We start from the raw sequence: 17,085 nt of genomic DNA on the forward strand, positions 1-17,085 counted from the left end.
CGCACGTGCACGAACACTCCATGGAGTTGGAAACGATGGACAACGAGGACAAGCTCCGCTACTTCCTGAAGCGGGTCACCGCCGACCTGCGGGACACCCGCAGACGCCTGCGCGAGGTCGAGGAGGGCGAGCAGGAGCCGGTCGCGATCATCGGCATGAGCTGCCGCTACCCCGGTGACGTACGTTCCCCCGAGGACCTGTGGGAACTGGTCGCCGGCGGCCGCGACGGCGTGACGGCGTTCCCCGACGACCGGGGCTGGGGCGAGGTCGAGCTGTCGGATCCCGAGGACCCCGAGCGCGAGTTCCGCACCGAGGGCGGCTTCCTCCACGACGCGGCCGAGTTCGACCCCGGCGTCTTCGGGATCTCGCCGCGCGAGGCCCTGGCGATGGACCCGCAGCAGCGCCTGCTCCTGGAGACCTCCTGGGAGGCCTTCGAGCGGGCCGGGATCGACGCCTCCTCGCTGCGCGGCAGCAGGACGGGCGTGTTCGCCGGGGTGATGTACCACGACTACACCTCGCGGCTGCGTTCCGTGCCGGAGGGAGTGGAGGGCTTCCTCGGCACGGGCGGCTTCGGCAGCGTCGCCTCAGGACGCGTGTCGTACACGTTCGCCCTTGAGGGGCCCGCCGTCACGGTGGACACCGCCTGTTCGTCCTCCCTGGTCACGCTGCACCTGGCGGCGCAGGCGCTGCGCTCGGGCGAGTGCACGCTCGCCCTGGCGGGCGGCGTCACCGTGATGGCGACGCCGGATACGTTCATCGGCTTCAGCAAGCAGCGCGGCCTCGCCGCGGACGGCCGGTGCAAGTCCTTCTCCGACGACGCCGACGGCACCGGCTGGGGCGAGGGCGCGGGCATGCTGCTCCTGGAGCGGCTGTCCGACGCCCGCCGCAACGGCCACACCGTCCTCGGCGTGCTGCGCGGTTCCGCGGTGAACCAGGACGGCGCGTCCAACGGCCTGACCGCGCCCAACGGCCCCTCGCAGCAGCGCGTCATCCGCCAGGCCCTGGACAGCGCGGGACTGACCGCAGACCAGGTCGACGCGGTCGAGGCGCACGGCACAGGGACCACCCTGGGCGACCCGATCGAGGCACAGGCGCTCCTGGCCACCTACGGCCGGGACCGCCCCGCCGACCAGCCGCTGTGGCTGGGTTCGGTGAAGTCCAACATCGGGCACACCCAGGCCGCCGCCGGGGTCGCCGGGGTCATCAAGTCGGTCATGGCGATGCGGCACGGCGTGCTGCCGCCGACCCTGCACGTCGGCGAGCGCTCCCGGCACGTCGACTGGTCGGCGGGCGCCGTGGAACTGCTCACCGAGGCGCGCCAGTGGCCCGAGACGGGCCGGCCGCGCAGGACGGCGGTGTCGTCCTTCGGGATCAGCGGGACCAACGCCCACGTCATCCTGGAACAGGCCCCGGCCGACGACCCCGACGACGAGCCGGGTGAGCCTTCCGCGCCCGTCGAGGCGGTGCTCGCCGAGGCCGTGCCGTGGGTGCTCTCCGGCAATGACCCCGCCGCCCTGCGCGCACGCGCCGCCGGTCTCCTGTCCCGCCTGGCGGGCCGCGACGAGACCCCGGCCGACATCGGCTACTCGCTGGCCGTCAGCAGGACCGCACTGGAGCACCGGGCCGCCGTCGTCGGCGCGGACCGCGCGGAACTGCTGTCCGGCCTCGAAGCCCTGGCAGGCGGCGACGAGGCGCCCAACGTGGTGCGCGGCACGGTCGGCACGCGCGGCAAGCTGGCGTTCCTCTTCAGCGGCCAGGGCAGCCAGCGGGTGGGCATGGGCCGCGAGTTGTACGCGGAGTTCCCCGTGTTCGCCCGGGCACTCGACGAGGTCTGCGCGGGCCTTGACCCGCACCTGGACGTGCCGCTGCGCGACGTGCTGTTCGCCGAGCCCGGCAGCGATGCCGCCGCCCTGCTCGACAGGACCACCTACACCCAGCCCGCGCTGTTCGCGATCGAGGTGGCGCTGTTCCGCCTCGTCACCGCCTGGGGCCTGACCCCGCAGTTCCTCGCGGGCCACTCCGTCGGCGAACTCGCGGCGGCCCACGTGTCCGGCGTGTTCTCCCTCGCCGACGCCTGCACGCTGGTGGCCGCGCGCGGCAGGCTCATGGGCGCGCTGCCCGACGGCGGGACGATGCTGTCGCTGCGCGCCGACGAGGACACCGTCCGCCGGCTGATCGCCGAGCACGGCGGCACGGTGGACGTCGCCGCGGTCAACGGCCCCGAGTCCACGGTGGTCGCGGGCGACGCCGACGCCGTGGCCGCCATCGACGCCGCGTGGCGCGAGCGCGGCGGCAGGACCCGCTACCTGCGGGTCAGCCACGCCTTCCACTCGCCGCACGTGGACGCCGTCCTCGCCGACTTCCGCGCCGTCGCCCGCACCATCACCTACGGCGCCCCGGCCATCCCGATCGTCTCCACGCTGACCGGCGCCGTACTCACCCCGGAACAGGCCCGCGACCCCGAGCACTGGGTACGCCACGTCCGCGAGGCGGTGCGGTTCCTCGACGGCATGCGCCGTCTGGGCGAGCAGGGCGTCACCCACTTCCTGGAACTCGGCCCCGACGCGGTGCTGAGCGCCGCGGGCCGCGACTGCGCCGGGGAGGGCGCGCTGCTGGTCGCCGCGGTGCGCGCCGAGCGGCCCGAGGGCACCACCCTCACCTCGGCGATCGCGGCATTGCACGTGCGGGGCGTCGCCCTGGACTGGCAGGCGGTGTTCGCGGGCCGCGGCGCGCGCCGCACCGACCTGCCCACCTACCCCTTCCAGCGCGGCAGGTACTGGCTGGACACGGGCACCTACGCGGGGGACGTCGCGTCGGTGGGCCTGCGTCCCGCCGACCACCCGCTGCTCGGCGCCGCGGTCACCCTGGCCGACGAGGAGGGCGCCCTGCTCACCGGCAGGCTCTCCCTGGCCACCCATCCGTGGCTGGCCGACCACACCGTCGGCGGTGTCGTCCTCGTTCCCGGCGCGGCGCTGGTGGAGTTGGCGATCCGGGCGGGCGACCAGGTCGGCCTCGACCACGTCGAAGAACTGACGCTGGCGGCGCCCCTGGTCCTGCCGGCGGAGGGCGCGGTACGCCTCCAGGTGTCGGTCGGGGCGCCGGACGAGTCGGGGCGCCGCACCCTGAACGCCTACTCACGGCCCGACGACGCCGCCGACGACCAGCCGTGGACACGCCACGCCACGGGCACACTCGCGGCGGCAACGGCCCCGGCCGCCTCCGCGGCGGGCGCCGGAGCCTGGCCGCCCGCCGGGGCCGAGCGGATCGACATCGAGGGCCGCTACGACGACCTGGCCGCGTCCGGCCTGGGCTACGGGCCCGCCTTCCGGGGCCTGCGTGCGGCATGGCGGCTGGGCGACGACGTCTTTGTTGACCTCGAACTGCCCGACCAGGACAGCGCGGGCTCCTTCGGACTGCACCCCGCACTCCTTGACTCCGCGCTGCACGCCATCGGCCTCGGCGGCTTCGTCACCGACACCGAGCGGCTGTATCTGCCGTACTCCTGGCGCGGCGTGCGGCTGCACAGCAGCGGTGCCTCGGCGCTGCGGGGACGGCTGTCTCCCGCGGGCGCCTCGGGCGTCGCGATCGACCTGAGCGACGGCACGGGCGCCCCCGTCGCCTCGGTCGGCGAACTGTCGCTGCGCCCCCTGGCGGCGGACGGCCTGACGGGCGACCGCCTCGACTCGCTGTTCCGCGTCGACTGGACACCGATACGGCCCGCCGAGGCCACCGCCGCCCGTTGGGCGGTCCTGGGGGAGGGGACGCAGCCCGCCGGGCCGGCCGCCGGGTACGCGGACCTCGCCGCGCTGGCGCAGGACGAGGTGCCGGACCTCGTGTTCGCCCCCGTGCCCCCGGCCGCGGGCCCCGCCGAAGCGACGCACCGGGCGCTGGCCCTGGTGCGGGCCTGGCTCGCCGAGGAACGGTTCGCCTCGGCGCGGCTGGTGTTCGTCACCAGCGGCGCGGTGGCGGCAGGCCCCGACGAGGACGTACCCGACCTGGCCAATGCCCCCCTGTGGGGCCTCGTACGCGCGGCGCAGTCCGAGCACCCCGGCCGGTTCGGGCTCATGGACACCGATCTCGCGTGGTCCGAGGCCCTCGCCCGCACCCTGCCGGCGGCCGTCGCCACCGGCGAGCCGCAGTTGGCCCTTCGCGCCGGAGAACTGCTCGCGCCGAGGCTCGTACGGGCCCGTCCCGGGGCAGGGCGGGAGCCGGACTTCGGCGCCGGTCCCGTCCTGGTGACCGGGGCGAGCGGCATGCTCGGCGGCCTGGTGGCGCGCCACCTCGTCGAGCGGCACGGCGTGCGGCGCCTTGTCCTCGCCAGCAGGCGCGGTGAAGTCGGCGCGCTGCGCGAGGAGTTGGCCGGCCTGGGCGCCGAGGTCGTGACGGTGGCCTGTGACGTGGCGGACCGGGATGCGGTGGCGGCCCTGCTCGCCGAGCACCCCGTGACGGCCGTCGTGCACGCGGCGGGTGTCCTGGACGACGGGGTGATCGAGTCACTGACCGCGGAGCGCGTCGACACCGTGTTCCGGCCGAAGGTCGACGCGGCCTGGAACCTGCACGAGCTGACGCGGGACCTGGACCTGTCGGCGTTCGTGCTGTTCTCCTCGGCGGCCGGCACGTTCGGCAACGCGGGCCAGGCCAACTACGCGGCCGCCAACGCCTTCCTCGACGCGCTCGCCCAGCACCGCCATGCGCGGGGCCTGCCCGCGACCTCCCTCGCGTGGGGGTTGTGGGCCGATGCGAGCGGCATGACCGACGAACTGGCGGAGAGCGACCGTGGCCGTCTCACACGGGCCGGCGTCACCGCCCTGTCCGCCGAGGAGGGACTGCGGCTGTTCGACGCCGCCCTCGCCCTGCCGTCGGCCGTCGCCGTGCCCATGCGCCTGGATTTGGCACCGCTGCGGGCCCGCCCCGAGGCCGTCCCCGCCCTGCTGCGCGCCCTGGTGCGCACGGCGCGACCCGAAGCCGCCAAGGCCGAAGGAGGCCTGGCCGCCCGCGTCTTCGCCCTGCCCGCGGAGGAACGCCTCCCGGCGGTCCTCGACCTCGTACGCACCTGCGTCGCCGCCGTGCTCGGCCACGCCTCCGCCGCCGCGGTGGAAGCGGAGCGGGCCTTCGACGAGTTGGGCTTCGACTCGCTCACCGCCGTCGAACTGCGCAACAAGCTCGACGCCGCCACCGGCCTGCGGCTGCCCGCCACGCTGGTCTTCGACTACCCCACCCCGCTGGCCCTGGCCACGCACCTGTGCGCCACGCTGCTGGGGGATGACGAGACACGCACGGCGGCCGTCCGCACGGCGGCCGCCGACGACGAACCGATCGCCATCGTCGGCATGAGCTGCCGCTACCCCGGTGGAGCGAACTCGCCCGAGGATTTGTGGCGCCTGGTCGCCGAGGGCCGTGACGCGGTGTCCGACTTCCCCGACAACCGCGGCTGGGACGTGGAGGCGCTCTACGACCCCGACCCCGAGAACACCGGCACCAGCACCGTCAGGTCGGGCGGCTTCCTCTACGACGCCGCCGATTTCGACCCGGTGTTCTTCGGCATGTCACCGCGCGAGGCGCTCGCCGTCGACCCGCAGCAGCGGCTCCTGCTCGAAACCTCCTGGGAGGCGTTCGAGCGGGCCGGCATCGACCCGAAGTCACTGCGGGGCAGTGCGACCGGCGTGTTCGCCGGCGTCATGTACAACGACTACGCCGCCCGGCTCGGCCGCTCACCCGAAGGCTTCGAGGGTCAGCTCGGCGTCGGCAGCTCCGGCAGCGTCGCCTCCGGCCGCGTTTCCTACGTGTTCGGCCTCGAAGGCCCCGCGGTGAGCGTGGACACGGCGTGCTCGTCGTCGCTGGTGGCCATGCACCTGGCGGCCCAGGCGCTGCGCTCGGGCGAGTGCACGCTCGCCCTCGCGGGCGGTGTGACGGTGATGGCGAGCCCGGCGACCTTCGTGGAGTTCAGCAGGCAGCGGGGCCTCGCCCCTGACGGCCGCTGCAAGGCGTTCTCCGCCGACGCCGACGGCACCGGCTGGGGCGAGGGCGTCGGCATGCTGGTCCTCGAGCGGCTCTCGGACGCCCGGCGCAACGGCCACCGCGTGCTCGCCGTCATGCGGGGCTCGGCGGTGAACCAGGACGGCGCCTCCAACGGCCTGACCGCGCCCAACGGCCCCTCGCAGCAGCGCGTCATCCGCCAGGCCCTGGCCAACGCGAACCTGGCCCCGTCCGACGTGGACGCCGTCGAGGCCCACGGCACCGGCACCACCCTCGGTGACCCGATCGAGGCCCAGGCCCTCCTCGCCACCTACGGCCGGGACCGCGCGGGCGAGCCCCTGTGGCTCGGCTCGCTGAAGTCCAACATCGGCCACACCCAGGCGGCCGCCGGAGTCGGCGGTGTGATCAAGATGGTGATGGCGCTGCGCCACGCCGAACTGCCCAAGACGCTGCACGCCGACGAACGCTCCCCGCACGTGGACTGGTCGGCGGGCCAGGTCGACCTCCTGACGGAGACGCGGCCGTGGCCGGCGCTCGACCGCCCGCGCAGGGCGGGCGTCTCGTCCTTCGGCGTGAGCGGCACCAACGCGCACATCGTCCTGGAACAGGCCCCGGAGGACGAGGAGTCCGTTCCCGCGACGGCGCCCGAAGAGACCCCGGCCGCCTCGGCGACGGTGCCCGGCCCGGTCCCGCTCGTCTTCTCCGCGCGCACAAAGGACGCGCTGCGTGCTTATGCCGCCCGACTCGCGGACGCGTCGGAGGACACGGCGCTGGTCGACATGGCGGATGGTCTGTTGTCGCGGTCGGTGTTCGATCACCGGGCCGTGGTGGTGACCGGTGGCGCGGACGCGCTGTCTGCGGTGGCCGCCGGTGCGGAGTCGGCTCGGGTGGCGGTGGGTGTGGCGCGTCCTGCGGGCCAGGTGGCGTTCGTGTTCCCCGGTCAGGGTTCGCAGTGGCTTCGGATGGGGGCGGAGCTGGCGGAGGCATCGCCGGTCTTCCGTGCCTCGTTGGAGGCGTGTGCCGAGGCGTTGGCCCCGTATGTGGACTGGTCGCTGCACGATGCGCTGGGTGATGCGGCGCTGTTGGAGCGGGTGGATGTCGTACAGCCCGCGTTGTTCGCGGTGATGGTGTCGCTGGCCGCGTTGTGGCGTTCGTACGGTGTGGAGCCGGATGCGGTGGTGGGCCACAGTCAGGGTGAGATCGCCGCCGCGCATGTGGCGGGGGCGCTGTCGCTCGACGATGCGGCCCGGGTGGTCGCTCTGCGCAGCAAGGCGATCCTGGCGCTGTCGGGTCAGGGCGGCATGGTGTCGCTGGCCCTCACCGTCGGGCAGGCGCGTGAGCGGATCGCGCGCTGGGACGGGCGTATCTCCGTCGCGGCCGTCAACGGTCCGGGTTCGGTGGTGGTGTCGGGTGACGCCGACGCGCTGGATGAGTTGATGGAGTCGTGCGCGGCTGATGAGGTGCGTGCCCGGCGGGTGCCGGTGGACTACGCCTCGCACTCGCCGCATGTGGAGCGTATCCAGGGGGCGTTGGCCGAGGTCCTGGCCGGGATCGAGCCGAAGCCGGCGTCCGTGCCGATGCTCTCCACGGTCACGGGGGAGTGGCTGACCGGGAGCGAGGTGGGCGCGGAGTACTGGTATCAGAACCTGCGCAACACCGTACGGTTCGAGGACGCCACGCGTGGACTCCTCGACCGCGGCATCGGTGTGTTCGTGGAGTGCAGCCCGCACCCCGTCCTCACCATCGGCGTGTCCGAGACGGTGGACGCCACCGGGGGCGACGCCGTCACCGTGGGCACGCTGCGCCGCGACGAGGGCGGCCTCGACCGCTTCCTGCTCTCGGCCGCCGAGGCCCACGTGGAGGGCATGCCCTTCGACTGGCGGACCGTGGTGCCCGCCGGGCGGCCCGTGGACCTGCCCACCTACCCCTTCCAGCACAAGCAGTACTGGCTGGACGCCCCCCTGGACCTGCGCTTCGAGCACGCCGCCGGTGGCCTCGGCCTTGCGGACGCCGAGCACCCGCTGCTCGGTGCCGTCGTGGACCTCGCCGACGAGCAGGGCCTGGTCTGCACCGGCCGGCTGGGCACGGACACCCACCCGTGGCTCGCCGACCACGCCGTCGCACAGACGACGCTCCTGCCCGGCACCGCCTTCGCGGAGATCGCGCTCGCGGCGGGCAGCGGGCTCGGCCTCGACGAGGTGGAGGAACTGACCCTGGCCGCGCCGCTGGTGCTGCCCGAACGCGGCGGAGTACGGCTGCGGGTGACGGTCGGCGGCGACGACGGCACCGGCCGGCGGGCGCTGAACATCGACTCCATCCCGGAAGACACGGCCACCGGCGCCGACTGGACCCGGCACGCCACCGGCGTCCTCACCACCGCCGCGCCCGCCGAGCCGGCCGCGCCCGCCCCGTGGCCGCCCGCCGGAGCCGAGCCGGTCGATCTCGACGGCCTCTACGACAGCCTGGAAGCCGCCGGGTTCGGCTACGGGCCCGCCTTCCAGGGCCTGCGGACGGCATGGCGCGGCGAAGGCGCCGTGTACGCCGAAGTCACGCTCGCCGAGGAACAGCACCGGGACGCCGCGTCGTTCGGGCTCCACCCGGCGCTACTCGACGCCGCGCTCCACGCCTGCATGCTCGGAGGCCTCCTCGAAGACGCCGGCCGCCCCCGGCTCCCGTTCTCCTTCAGCGGGATCCGGTGGCACGCGACCGGCGCGACGGCGGCCCGGGTACGGCTCACCCCGGCCGGACCCGACGCCGTCGCCCTTGAACTGACCGACGCACGGGGCAACCCCCTGGCGACGGTCGCGTCCCTGGTACTGCGGCCGATCGCCGCCGACCAGTGGGACGCGCGCCACCGCGACGCGCTGTTCCGGCTGGAGTGGGTGGCCGCACCGACCCGTGCGGCCACCCCCGCTCCCGCCCGCGGTTGCGCGATCATCGGCCCGGACGAGCTGAAGGCGGGCGCGGGCCTCGCCGCAGCCGGCATCGCCGTCCAGGAGCACGACAGCCTCGCGGCCCTCGCCGAGGCAGGGGTGCCGGGTCTCGTCGTCGTCCCCTGCGTGGACGGGGACGGGGACGGCGCGGTGGGCGAGGGCGCGGCGCCGGTCGCCGCCGCCCGCACCGCCGCCCTGCGCGCGCTGCGCCTCGCCCAGGAGTGGCTGGCCGACGACCGGTTCCTCGACTCCCGCCTCGTCTTCGTCACCCGCGGCGCCGTCGCGGCCGGTCCCGACGAGGACGTGCCCGACCTCGCCGACGCGACGGTGTGGGGTCTGATCCGCTCGGCGCAGTCCGAGAACCCCGACCGGTTCACGCTGGTCGACGTGGACGGACACGACACCTCCTGGCCCGGCCTGTCCACCGCCCTCACCACCGCCGAGCCGCAGTCGGCCGTGCGCGGCGGCGACGTACGGGTCCCGCGCATCGCACGGACCCGGCCCGCCGAGGCAAAGACCGGGCTCACGTTCGCGCCCGGCGGCACCGTCCTGGTGACCGGCGCCACCGGCATGATCGGCGGCCTCGTCACCCGTCACCTGGTGGGCGAACACGGCGTACGGCACCTCGTCCTGGCCAGCCGCAGCGGCGCCGCCGCCCCCGGCGCGGAGGACCTGCGCGCCGAACTGGCCGCTCTCGGCGCGCACGTCACGCTCGCCGCCTGCGACGTCACCGACCCCGCCGCCCTTGCGGAACTCCTGGCCGCCGTGCCCGCCGACCACCCCCTGACCGGTGTGGTGCACTCGGCGGGCGTCCTGGACGACGCCACGATCAGCTCGCTGACTGCGGAGCAGCTCGACACGGTGTTCCGGCCCAAGGTCGACGCGGCCTGGCACCTGCACGAGCTGACCCGCGGCCTCGACCTCTCCGCGTTCGTCCTGTTCTCCTCCGCCGCGGGCATCCTCGGCAGCCCGGGGCAGGGCAACTACGCGGCGGCCAACGCCTTCGTCGACGCCCTCACCCACCACCGCAGGGCCGCCGGACTGCCCGCGACCTCGCTGGCCTGGGGCCTGTGGGAGACCGCCAGCGCGATGACCGGCTCCATGGCGGAGAACGACGTGGCACGGATGTCCCGCTCCGGGTTCGCGGGCCTGACCCGGGAGCAGGGCCTGGCGCTGTTCGACCTGGGGTGCGCGGCCGGCGACGCGGTCGTGGTGCCGATGCGGCTCGACGTCGGCGCCCTGCGCGGCGGCCCCGACGAGGTGCCCCCGCTGCTGCGCGGCCTGGTCCGCCCACGGGCCGCCAGGGCGACGGCCGCGGCGAGCGAGGAGCCGTTGGCGCAGCGGCTCGCCGGGCTCACGGAGGAGGAGCAGGGGCGGGAACTCCTGCTGCTCGTACGGGACCAGACGGCGGCCGTGCTCGGCTACGCGCCCGAGGAGCTCGACGTCTCGGGCTCCCTGGCCCAGCTCGGCCTCGACTCCCTGACCGCGCTGCAACTGCGCAACCGCCTCGCCGGCGCGACCGGCCTCCGGCTGCCCACCACGGTCGTCTTCGACCAGCCCACGGGACCGGCGCTCACCGCCTACCTGCGGCGCGAACTCGCGACGGCGACCGGGCCGCGGGACGACGTGCCCGCCTCCACCGGCGCCCTCGCGGTGGAGGACACGCTCACCGGCCTCTACCGGCAGGCCTGCGACCTGGGCCTGTACGAGGAGGGCTGGCAGATGGTGAACGCGGCCGCACTGGTGCGGCCGGTCTTCGAGACGCCGGAGGAAGCGCCCGCCCTGCCGCCGGTCACGCTGGCGACGGGTCCGGCGATCCCGCTGCTCTGCTTCCCGCCGTCGATGGCACCCTCGGGACCGCACTACTTCGGCCGTTTCGCCCCCGTGTTCGCGGATGAACGCGACGTGACCGTGCTGCCCCACCCCGGCTTCGCACCGGGGGAGAAGCTGCCCGCGACCAGGGAAGCGGTCGTCGCCTTCCAGGCCGAGGCCGTCCGGAGGCAGGCAGGGGACCGGCCCTTCGTGCTCCTGGGCTACTCCTCGGGCGGCTGGATGGCCAACGCGGTCGCCGCGCTGCTCGAACGGCAGGGCAACGCGCCGCAGGCGGTGGTACTCCTCGACACGTACACCGCCACGACCTCGTTCGAGGACCGCCTGGAGGAGGCGCTGCGCAAGCGCGCGGCCAACAGTGACGCGTTCGAGCTGATGACCGGGGCCCAACTGACCGGGCAGGGCGGCTACCTGCGCATCTTCGACGACTGGAAGCCCGAACCGATCGACACCCCGACACTGTACGTGCACGCCACCTTCCCGCCCGGGGAGTCGCGGGCACTGCGGACCGAGGACGACTGGCGTCCCCGGTGGCCCCTGCCGCACGAGGGCACCGACGTCCCCGGCGACCACTTCACCATCATGGACGACCACTCGGAGTCCACGGCACACGCCGTACGGACCTGGCTGGCCGGAGCCCCGATCGGCGAGAACTCCGCCTGAGCGCCCCAGATCGAACAAGTACCGACATCCACAGCAGAACGGACGATCAACATGACTGTTACCGACGGCAGCGGCGACCTCTGGCTCCGCCGGTTCCACCCCGCGCCGAAGGCCCCGGCCCGGCTGGTGTGTTTCCCGCATGCCGGCGGATCGGCGACCTTCTACTTCCCCGTCTCGGCCGCGCTCCAAAGCGACTGCGACGTGACGGCCCTGCAGTACCCCGGCCGTCAGGACCGGAGGTCCGAGCCGAACGTGGACGACCTCGGCGTGCTCGCCGACCGGATCGCGCCCGTGGTGGCGCCGCTGTTCGACCGGCCGGTCGTGTTCTTCGGGCACAGCATGGGCGCGGTCATAGCGTTCGAGGTCGCGCGCAGGCTCGAGGAGCAGGGCCACACGCCCGCGGTGCTGTTCGCCTCCGGCAGGCGCGCACCCTCGACGCGACGCGTGGAGAACGTCCACCAGCGGGACGACGAGGGGATCGTGGCCGAGATGAAGGCCATGAGCGGCACCGACACCCAGGTACTCGGTGACGAGGAACTGCTGCGCATGGTGCTGCCCGCGATCCGCAGCGACTACCGGGCGATCGAGACCTACGGCCCGGTGGACGCGACCGTCAAGTGCCCGATCACCGCTCTGGTGGGCGACGCGGATCCGAAGACGACGGTGCCGGAAGCGGAGGAGTGGCGCTCCCACACGACAGCCGCGTTCGACATCCGGACGTTCCAGGGGGGCCACTTTTACCTCAGTTCGCGCGCGGCGGAGGTGATCGCACTGATGCGGGAGGCGCTGCGCGGTGCCGTAGCCGTCGGCTAGGCGCTCGGGCAGGCGTCGATAGAGGCAGGGAACGGGGGTTGGACGAGCAGGTGATCCAGCCCCCGTCGCGCGGATATGCGACCGCGTGCCCAGACGGCCACCGGGTGCGAACTCAGCGCCGAAGCCCTCGGCCGCACCTTCCTGGACCTGCCCGCCGCCGACCTTGGCCACAGCCTCCGACCGCGCGTCGTAACCAACCCGGCCGGTTCGGTCCCCGAGATTACGATGAGCCCCCTGGCAGTGGACGCCTGCGAGGGGCGACTCTTGGCAGAGACGGAAGGAACGGGCCGTGGCCGATGACCTGATCGATGTCGTGATCGCCGACGATCAGGAGTTGGTCCGGACCGGCTTCGAGATGATCCTCGATGCCCAGCCGGGCATCCGGGTCGTGGGTGTCGCCCGCGACGGTGTCGAGTGCGTCGAGCTGGCCCGACGGCTGCGCCCCGCGGTGGTGTTGGCCGACATCCGCATGCCGCGGATGGACGGCTTGGAGGTGACCCGCACCCTGGCGGGCGAGCCGCCCGGCGAATCCGCGACGAACGTCGTCGTGATCACCACCTTCGACCAGGACGACTACGTACGCGACGCGCTGCGCTTCGGCGCCTGCGGCTTCCTGCTCAAGGACGCTCCGCCCGCGCTGCTCGTGGAGGCGGTACGGGCGGCCTCTCGCGGCGACGCGCTGGTCTCGCCCGCGGTCACCGTGCGGCTGCTGCGCGGGCTGCGGCACAGAGCCGACGGCGAGGAGCGGCAGGAGGCCGCCGGGCTGAGCGGCCGGGAGACGGACATCGCCCGCCTGGTGGCAGTGGGACGTACGAACCAGGAGATCGCCGAGGAGCTGTTCCTGTCGCTGTCGTCGGTGAAGACGTACCTGGCCCGGGTCCAGGCCAAGGTCGAGGTCCGCAACCGCGTGGAGATCGCGGCCTGGGCGTGGGAGAACGGAGTCGTCACCTCGCGGGATCGGCGTCCATGAGGGGACGCGGCAGTGCGGCCACCACCGCCCACTGACCGGAGCGCGTGACACCGGCCCGGAACGTGCCATCGAGCGCCTCGACGCGCTCCCGGAGCCCGATCAGGCCGAAGCCGCTGCGCCCGCCCGCCGGATCGTCCGCCTGGCGCTGTCCCGCGCTGTTGGTCACCGTCACCCGCATCCACCCCGGGTCGGCGTCCAGACGCACGGTCACCCGCTCGTCCGGGGCGTGCCGCAGCACATTGGTGAGGGCTTCGCGGGCCACCCGCAGCACAGTGGCTTCGGCCTCCGGGCTGAACCGGCTCGTGCGGACCGCGGCGCTCGCCTCGAGCCGCGCCGCCGGAGCGTCGGGCCGGCGCCGGGAGAACTCACCGACGAGATCCCCGAGTTCGGCGAGCAGATCGCCCGGCCGCAGCGCCTGATGGCCGTCCTCGCGCAGCACCCGCACCAGCCGCCGCATCGACTCCAAGGTCTCCGTACCGGACCGGGCGATCGCCTCCAGGGCCGGTTCGACCTTCTCGGGCGCGGTCGCGTGGACGGTCCTGGCCGCGTTGGCCTGCACGATGATGCCCGTCATGTGATGGGCGATCAGGTCGTGCAGATCACGGGCCAGAGCCAGCCGTTCGGCGTGCCGTACGTCCTGTACGGCCCGCTGCCGACGGGCCTCGGACGCGCGGACGACGCACCCCATGGCGATGCCGAGCGAGAGCAGAATCGTCACCATGTAGCTGCCCCCGACGAAGCCGTCCAGCGTCCGGGTGCGCAGCGTCTGCATCAGCATGCTGACGGTCAGGGCGGCGACCGTCCACGCCGTGGCGCGGGTGCTGTGGACCTGGGCGAGTGTCCGGATGATCAGGAACAGCAGCGCGAACATCTCCAGATACCCGAAGTCGGTCCCGCTCACCGGCACGAACAAGCAGACGCAGCTGAGCGTGAGGGACATGGCGGCCGCACCCACCGCCCGCACCGGCAAGGGCAGCGGGCGGTGGGTGCCGGGCAGCGCGAGCGCGGCCAAGGGGCCGGTGACGAACACCGGCAGCCAGCTGGTGGGCGCGATCGGCGGCTCGGTCACGAACAGCAGCACCAGGATGTCGGCCGCCCACAGCAGGGCCAGGGACACCACCGCGGCGGCGGAGACGACGCGGCGGATGCCGGGCAAGAAAGGAAGCTTCCAGTCCACGCCACCAGCCTAGGGAGCCGGATCGCGCCCGTGGTGTCGGCCGGATGACCGACAAGACACGCAGCAGTCCGTACTCACGGCCGACGCCGCGTCGCCGAGGGTTATCGCAGCATGGTTCGGGGGCACGGGCGTTCCCCCGGCGCCGATGCCCCGTCCCCGGCCCGTCGACGACGAAGGGCCGGGGGCGCACCTCTTGGAGCTCCAGGCTTACGGGGCCCCGGAGGGTGCGCCGCGGTCTGTGGGGACAGCGCCCGGCACACCCTGCGGGCGAGCAGGCCGGGGCCCCAACTGCTGCCCATCCTCGTCTCGTTCCTGACGTACGGAGCTGGTTGTTCTCATGGCTACTTTCCTGCACCGCCTCGGGCGCGGCGCGTTCAGGCGTCGCTGGCTGACCCTGTTGCTCTGGGCGGTCGTACTCGGCGCCGCGGGAGTTGCGGCGGCCGGCAGTAGCGGCAGCAGCAACTCGAACATCACCCTGCCCGGCATCGAGGCGCAGAAGGCGTACGACGTGCTCGGCGAGAAGTACCCCGCGGCCAACGCCGACGGGGCGAGCGCCCGTGTCGCCGTCCGGGCACCCGACGGGCAGAAGCTTGCCTCCGCCGGGCCACGAGCCGAAGTCTCCGCGCTGCTCAAGGGCTTGCGGGGATCCTCGCTGCGGGTCGCCTCGGTCGCCGACCCGTTCAAGGCGAAGACCATCAGCGCCGACGGCACCACCGGCTACGCCCAGGTCACGTACAAGACCAAGCCCGCTGAACTGACGGACGCGGACCACAGTCACCTCGACGACGTCCTTGAGGCGGCACGCGGTCAGGGCCTGATTGTGGAGGCGTCCGGTAGCGCGCTGGCTCCCGCCGAGGCGAGCAGTTCCGCCGAGGCGATCGGCTTCGTGCTCGGCGCGCTGATCCTGATCGTCACCTTCGGATCGTTCGTCGCGGCCGGGATGCCGCTGCTGACCGCTCTGCTGGGTGTCGGCATCACCACGAGCGCCATCACCGCGCTCACCACGGCCCTGGATCTCCACAGCAGCACCTCGTCGCTCGCGACCATGCTGGGCATCGCGGTGGGCATCGACTACTCCCTGTTCATCGTCTCCCGCTACCGATCCGAGCGGGCCCTGGGCCACGACGCCCGCGAGGCGGCCGCGCGGGCGAACGGCACCGGGGGTTCCGCGGTGGTCTTCGCCGGTCTGACCGTCGTCATCGCCCTGGTCGGCCTGGCCGTGGTGAACCTGCCCATCCTCACGGCCATGGGTATGGCCGCGGCCGGTGCCGTCGTCGTCGCCGTCCTGGTCGCCGTCACCCTGGTCCCGGCCCTGCTCGCCTTCGCCCCCGAGCGCGTCCTCGGCCGCGCTTCCCGCACGAAGTCCGCCCGTCCGAAGACCACCGGCGTGAAGCCGCCCCTGGCGGAGCGCTGGGCGGCCTTCGTCCTGCGCCGCCCGTGGAAGGTCCTGCTCTTCTCGGTCCTCGGCCTCGGTGTGATCGCGCTGCCCGCGACCAGGATCGAACTGGGTCTGCCCGACGACAGCACCAAGCCCACCTCCACCACCGAGCGCAGGGCATACGACATGCTCGCCGAGTCGTTCGGCCCCGGCTTCAACGGCCCGCTGACACTCGTCGTCAGCGGCAGCGACCCGGCCGCCACGAAGACCGCGGTCGGTCAACTCCAAGGCAGCGTAAAGGACTTGAAGGACGTAGCCACCGTCGCCCCGGCCACGTACAACCCGGCCGGTGACACCGCGATGGTCACCCTCGTCCCCAAGAGCTCGCCCGCGAGCGAGGCGACCAAGGACCTCGTCCACACCATCCGCGCCCGGGCCAAGGACGTCCAGACCTCCACCGGCACCCGGGCTCTGGTCACCGGCACCACCGCGATGAACATCGACGTGGCCTCGAAGTTCGCCGCCGCGGTCGTCCCCTACCTGGCGCTTGTCGTCGGCCTGGCCTTCCTGGTCCTCATCCTCGTCTTCCGCTCGATCCTGGTGCCGCTGAAGGCGGCGCTCGGCTTCCTGCTGTCCGTCCTTGCCTCTCTCGGCGCAGTGGTCGCGGTCTTCCAGTGGGGCTGGCTCAAGGACTTGTTCGGCCTGGAGACCACCGGCCCGATCATGGGCCTCGTGCCGATTCTGCTGGTCGGTATCGTCTTCGGCCTTGCCATGGACTATCAGGTCTTCCTCGTCACCAGGATCCGGGAGGCGTACGTCCACGGAGCCGACGGGCGCCAGGCGGTCATCGAGGGTTTCAGGCACAGCGGCAAGGTCGTCATCGCGGCCGCGCTGATCATGACGGGTGTCTTCGCCGGGTTCATCGGCGGAGACGACACCATGATCAAGTCGCTCGGCTTCGGCCTGGCCATCGGCGTCGTCTTCGACGCGTTCGTGGTCCGCATGACCATCGTGCCCGCAGTCCTGGCCCTGCTCGGCCGACGGGCCTGGTCGCTGCCCGGCTGGCTCGACCGGCGCCTGCCGCACGTCGACGTCGAAGGCGAGAAGCTCGGCAGCACGGCCCCCGCGCTCAGCGAACCCGCCCCCAGGGAAGCCGACAGCGCGCCGACCCGTTGAGTACGCGGAGTACGCAATGCGCCCGCACGCGGGGTGTGCGGGCGCGGGCGCATCAGGAGGGGTTCTTCGGCTGGGGGACTGGTCTCCTGAGTCAGGAGTTCTGTTCAGATACCTGACGAGGCGTTCGAGGGAGGGGTATGGCGCTGTCAGAGGGGCGGCGGGCACCGGC

At 73.4% G+C, this 17,085-nt stretch carries 5 protein-coding genes; 4 read left to right on the forward strand and 1 reads right to left on the reverse strand.

Annotated features, from left to right (window positions below; all coding sequences use genetic code 11):
- The first annotated feature begins 20 nt into the window (after positions 1 to 20).
- From IE226_RS38385 to IE226_RS38395, 3 genes are all read left to right on the forward strand, one after another.
- Entirely contained in the window at positions 21 to 11,402 is an 11,382-nt protein-coding gene (locus tag IE226_RS38385) for a type I polyketide synthase (RefSeq protein ID WP_229871815.1), read from the forward strand.
- A 51-nt stretch (positions 11,403 to 11,453) separates the two neighbouring features.
- Positions 11,454 to 12,215, forward strand: a complete 762-nt coding sequence (locus tag IE226_RS38390; RefSeq protein WP_190086155.1) for a thioesterase II family protein — start codon at positions 11,454 to 11,456, stop codon at positions 12,213 to 12,215.
- Positions 12,216 to 12,504: 289 nt separating this feature from the next.
- Positions 12,505 to 13,185, forward strand: coding sequence for a response regulator (locus tag IE226_RS38395; protein ID WP_190086156.1), 681 nt, complete (start codon positions 12,505 to 12,507; stop codon positions 13,183 to 13,185).
- Here the strand turns inward: IE226_RS38395 and IE226_RS38400 are convergent.
- Positions 13,160 to 14,362, reverse strand: coding sequence for a sensor histidine kinase (locus tag IE226_RS38400; protein WP_190086157.1), 1,203 nt, complete (start codon positions 14,360 to 14,362; stop codon positions 13,160 to 13,162). The two genes, IE226_RS38395 and IE226_RS38400, sit on opposite strands and share 26 nt — an antisense overlap.
- Before the next feature lie 337 nt (positions 14,363 to 14,699).
- Between IE226_RS38400 and IE226_RS38405 the strand changes: the two genes are divergently transcribed.
- Positions 14,700 to 16,916, forward strand: a complete 2,217-nt coding sequence (locus tag IE226_RS38405) for an MMPL family transporter (protein ID WP_190086158.1) — start codon at positions 14,700 to 14,702, stop codon at positions 16,914 to 16,916.
- The last annotated feature ends 169 nt before the right edge of the window (positions 16,917 to 17,085 follow it).

The organism is Streptomyces longisporoflavus, from assembly GCF_014649775.1.
GTDB lineage: Bacteria > Actinomycetota > Actinomycetes > Streptomycetales > Streptomycetaceae > Streptomyces > Streptomyces longisporoflavus.

Coding starts and splice junctions, on each gene's coding strand:
- IE226_RS38390 (WP_190086155.1), top strand. CDS start 11,454: ATGACTGTTACCGACGGCAGCGGCGACCTCTGGCTCCGCCGGTTCCAC.
- IE226_RS38385 (WP_229871815.1), top strand. CDS start 21: ATGGAGTTGGAAACGATGGACAACGAGGACAAGCTCCGCTACTTCCTG.
- IE226_RS38405 (WP_190086158.1), top strand. CDS start 14,700: ATGGCTACTTTCCTGCACCGCCTCGGGCGCGGCGCGTTCAGGCGTCGC.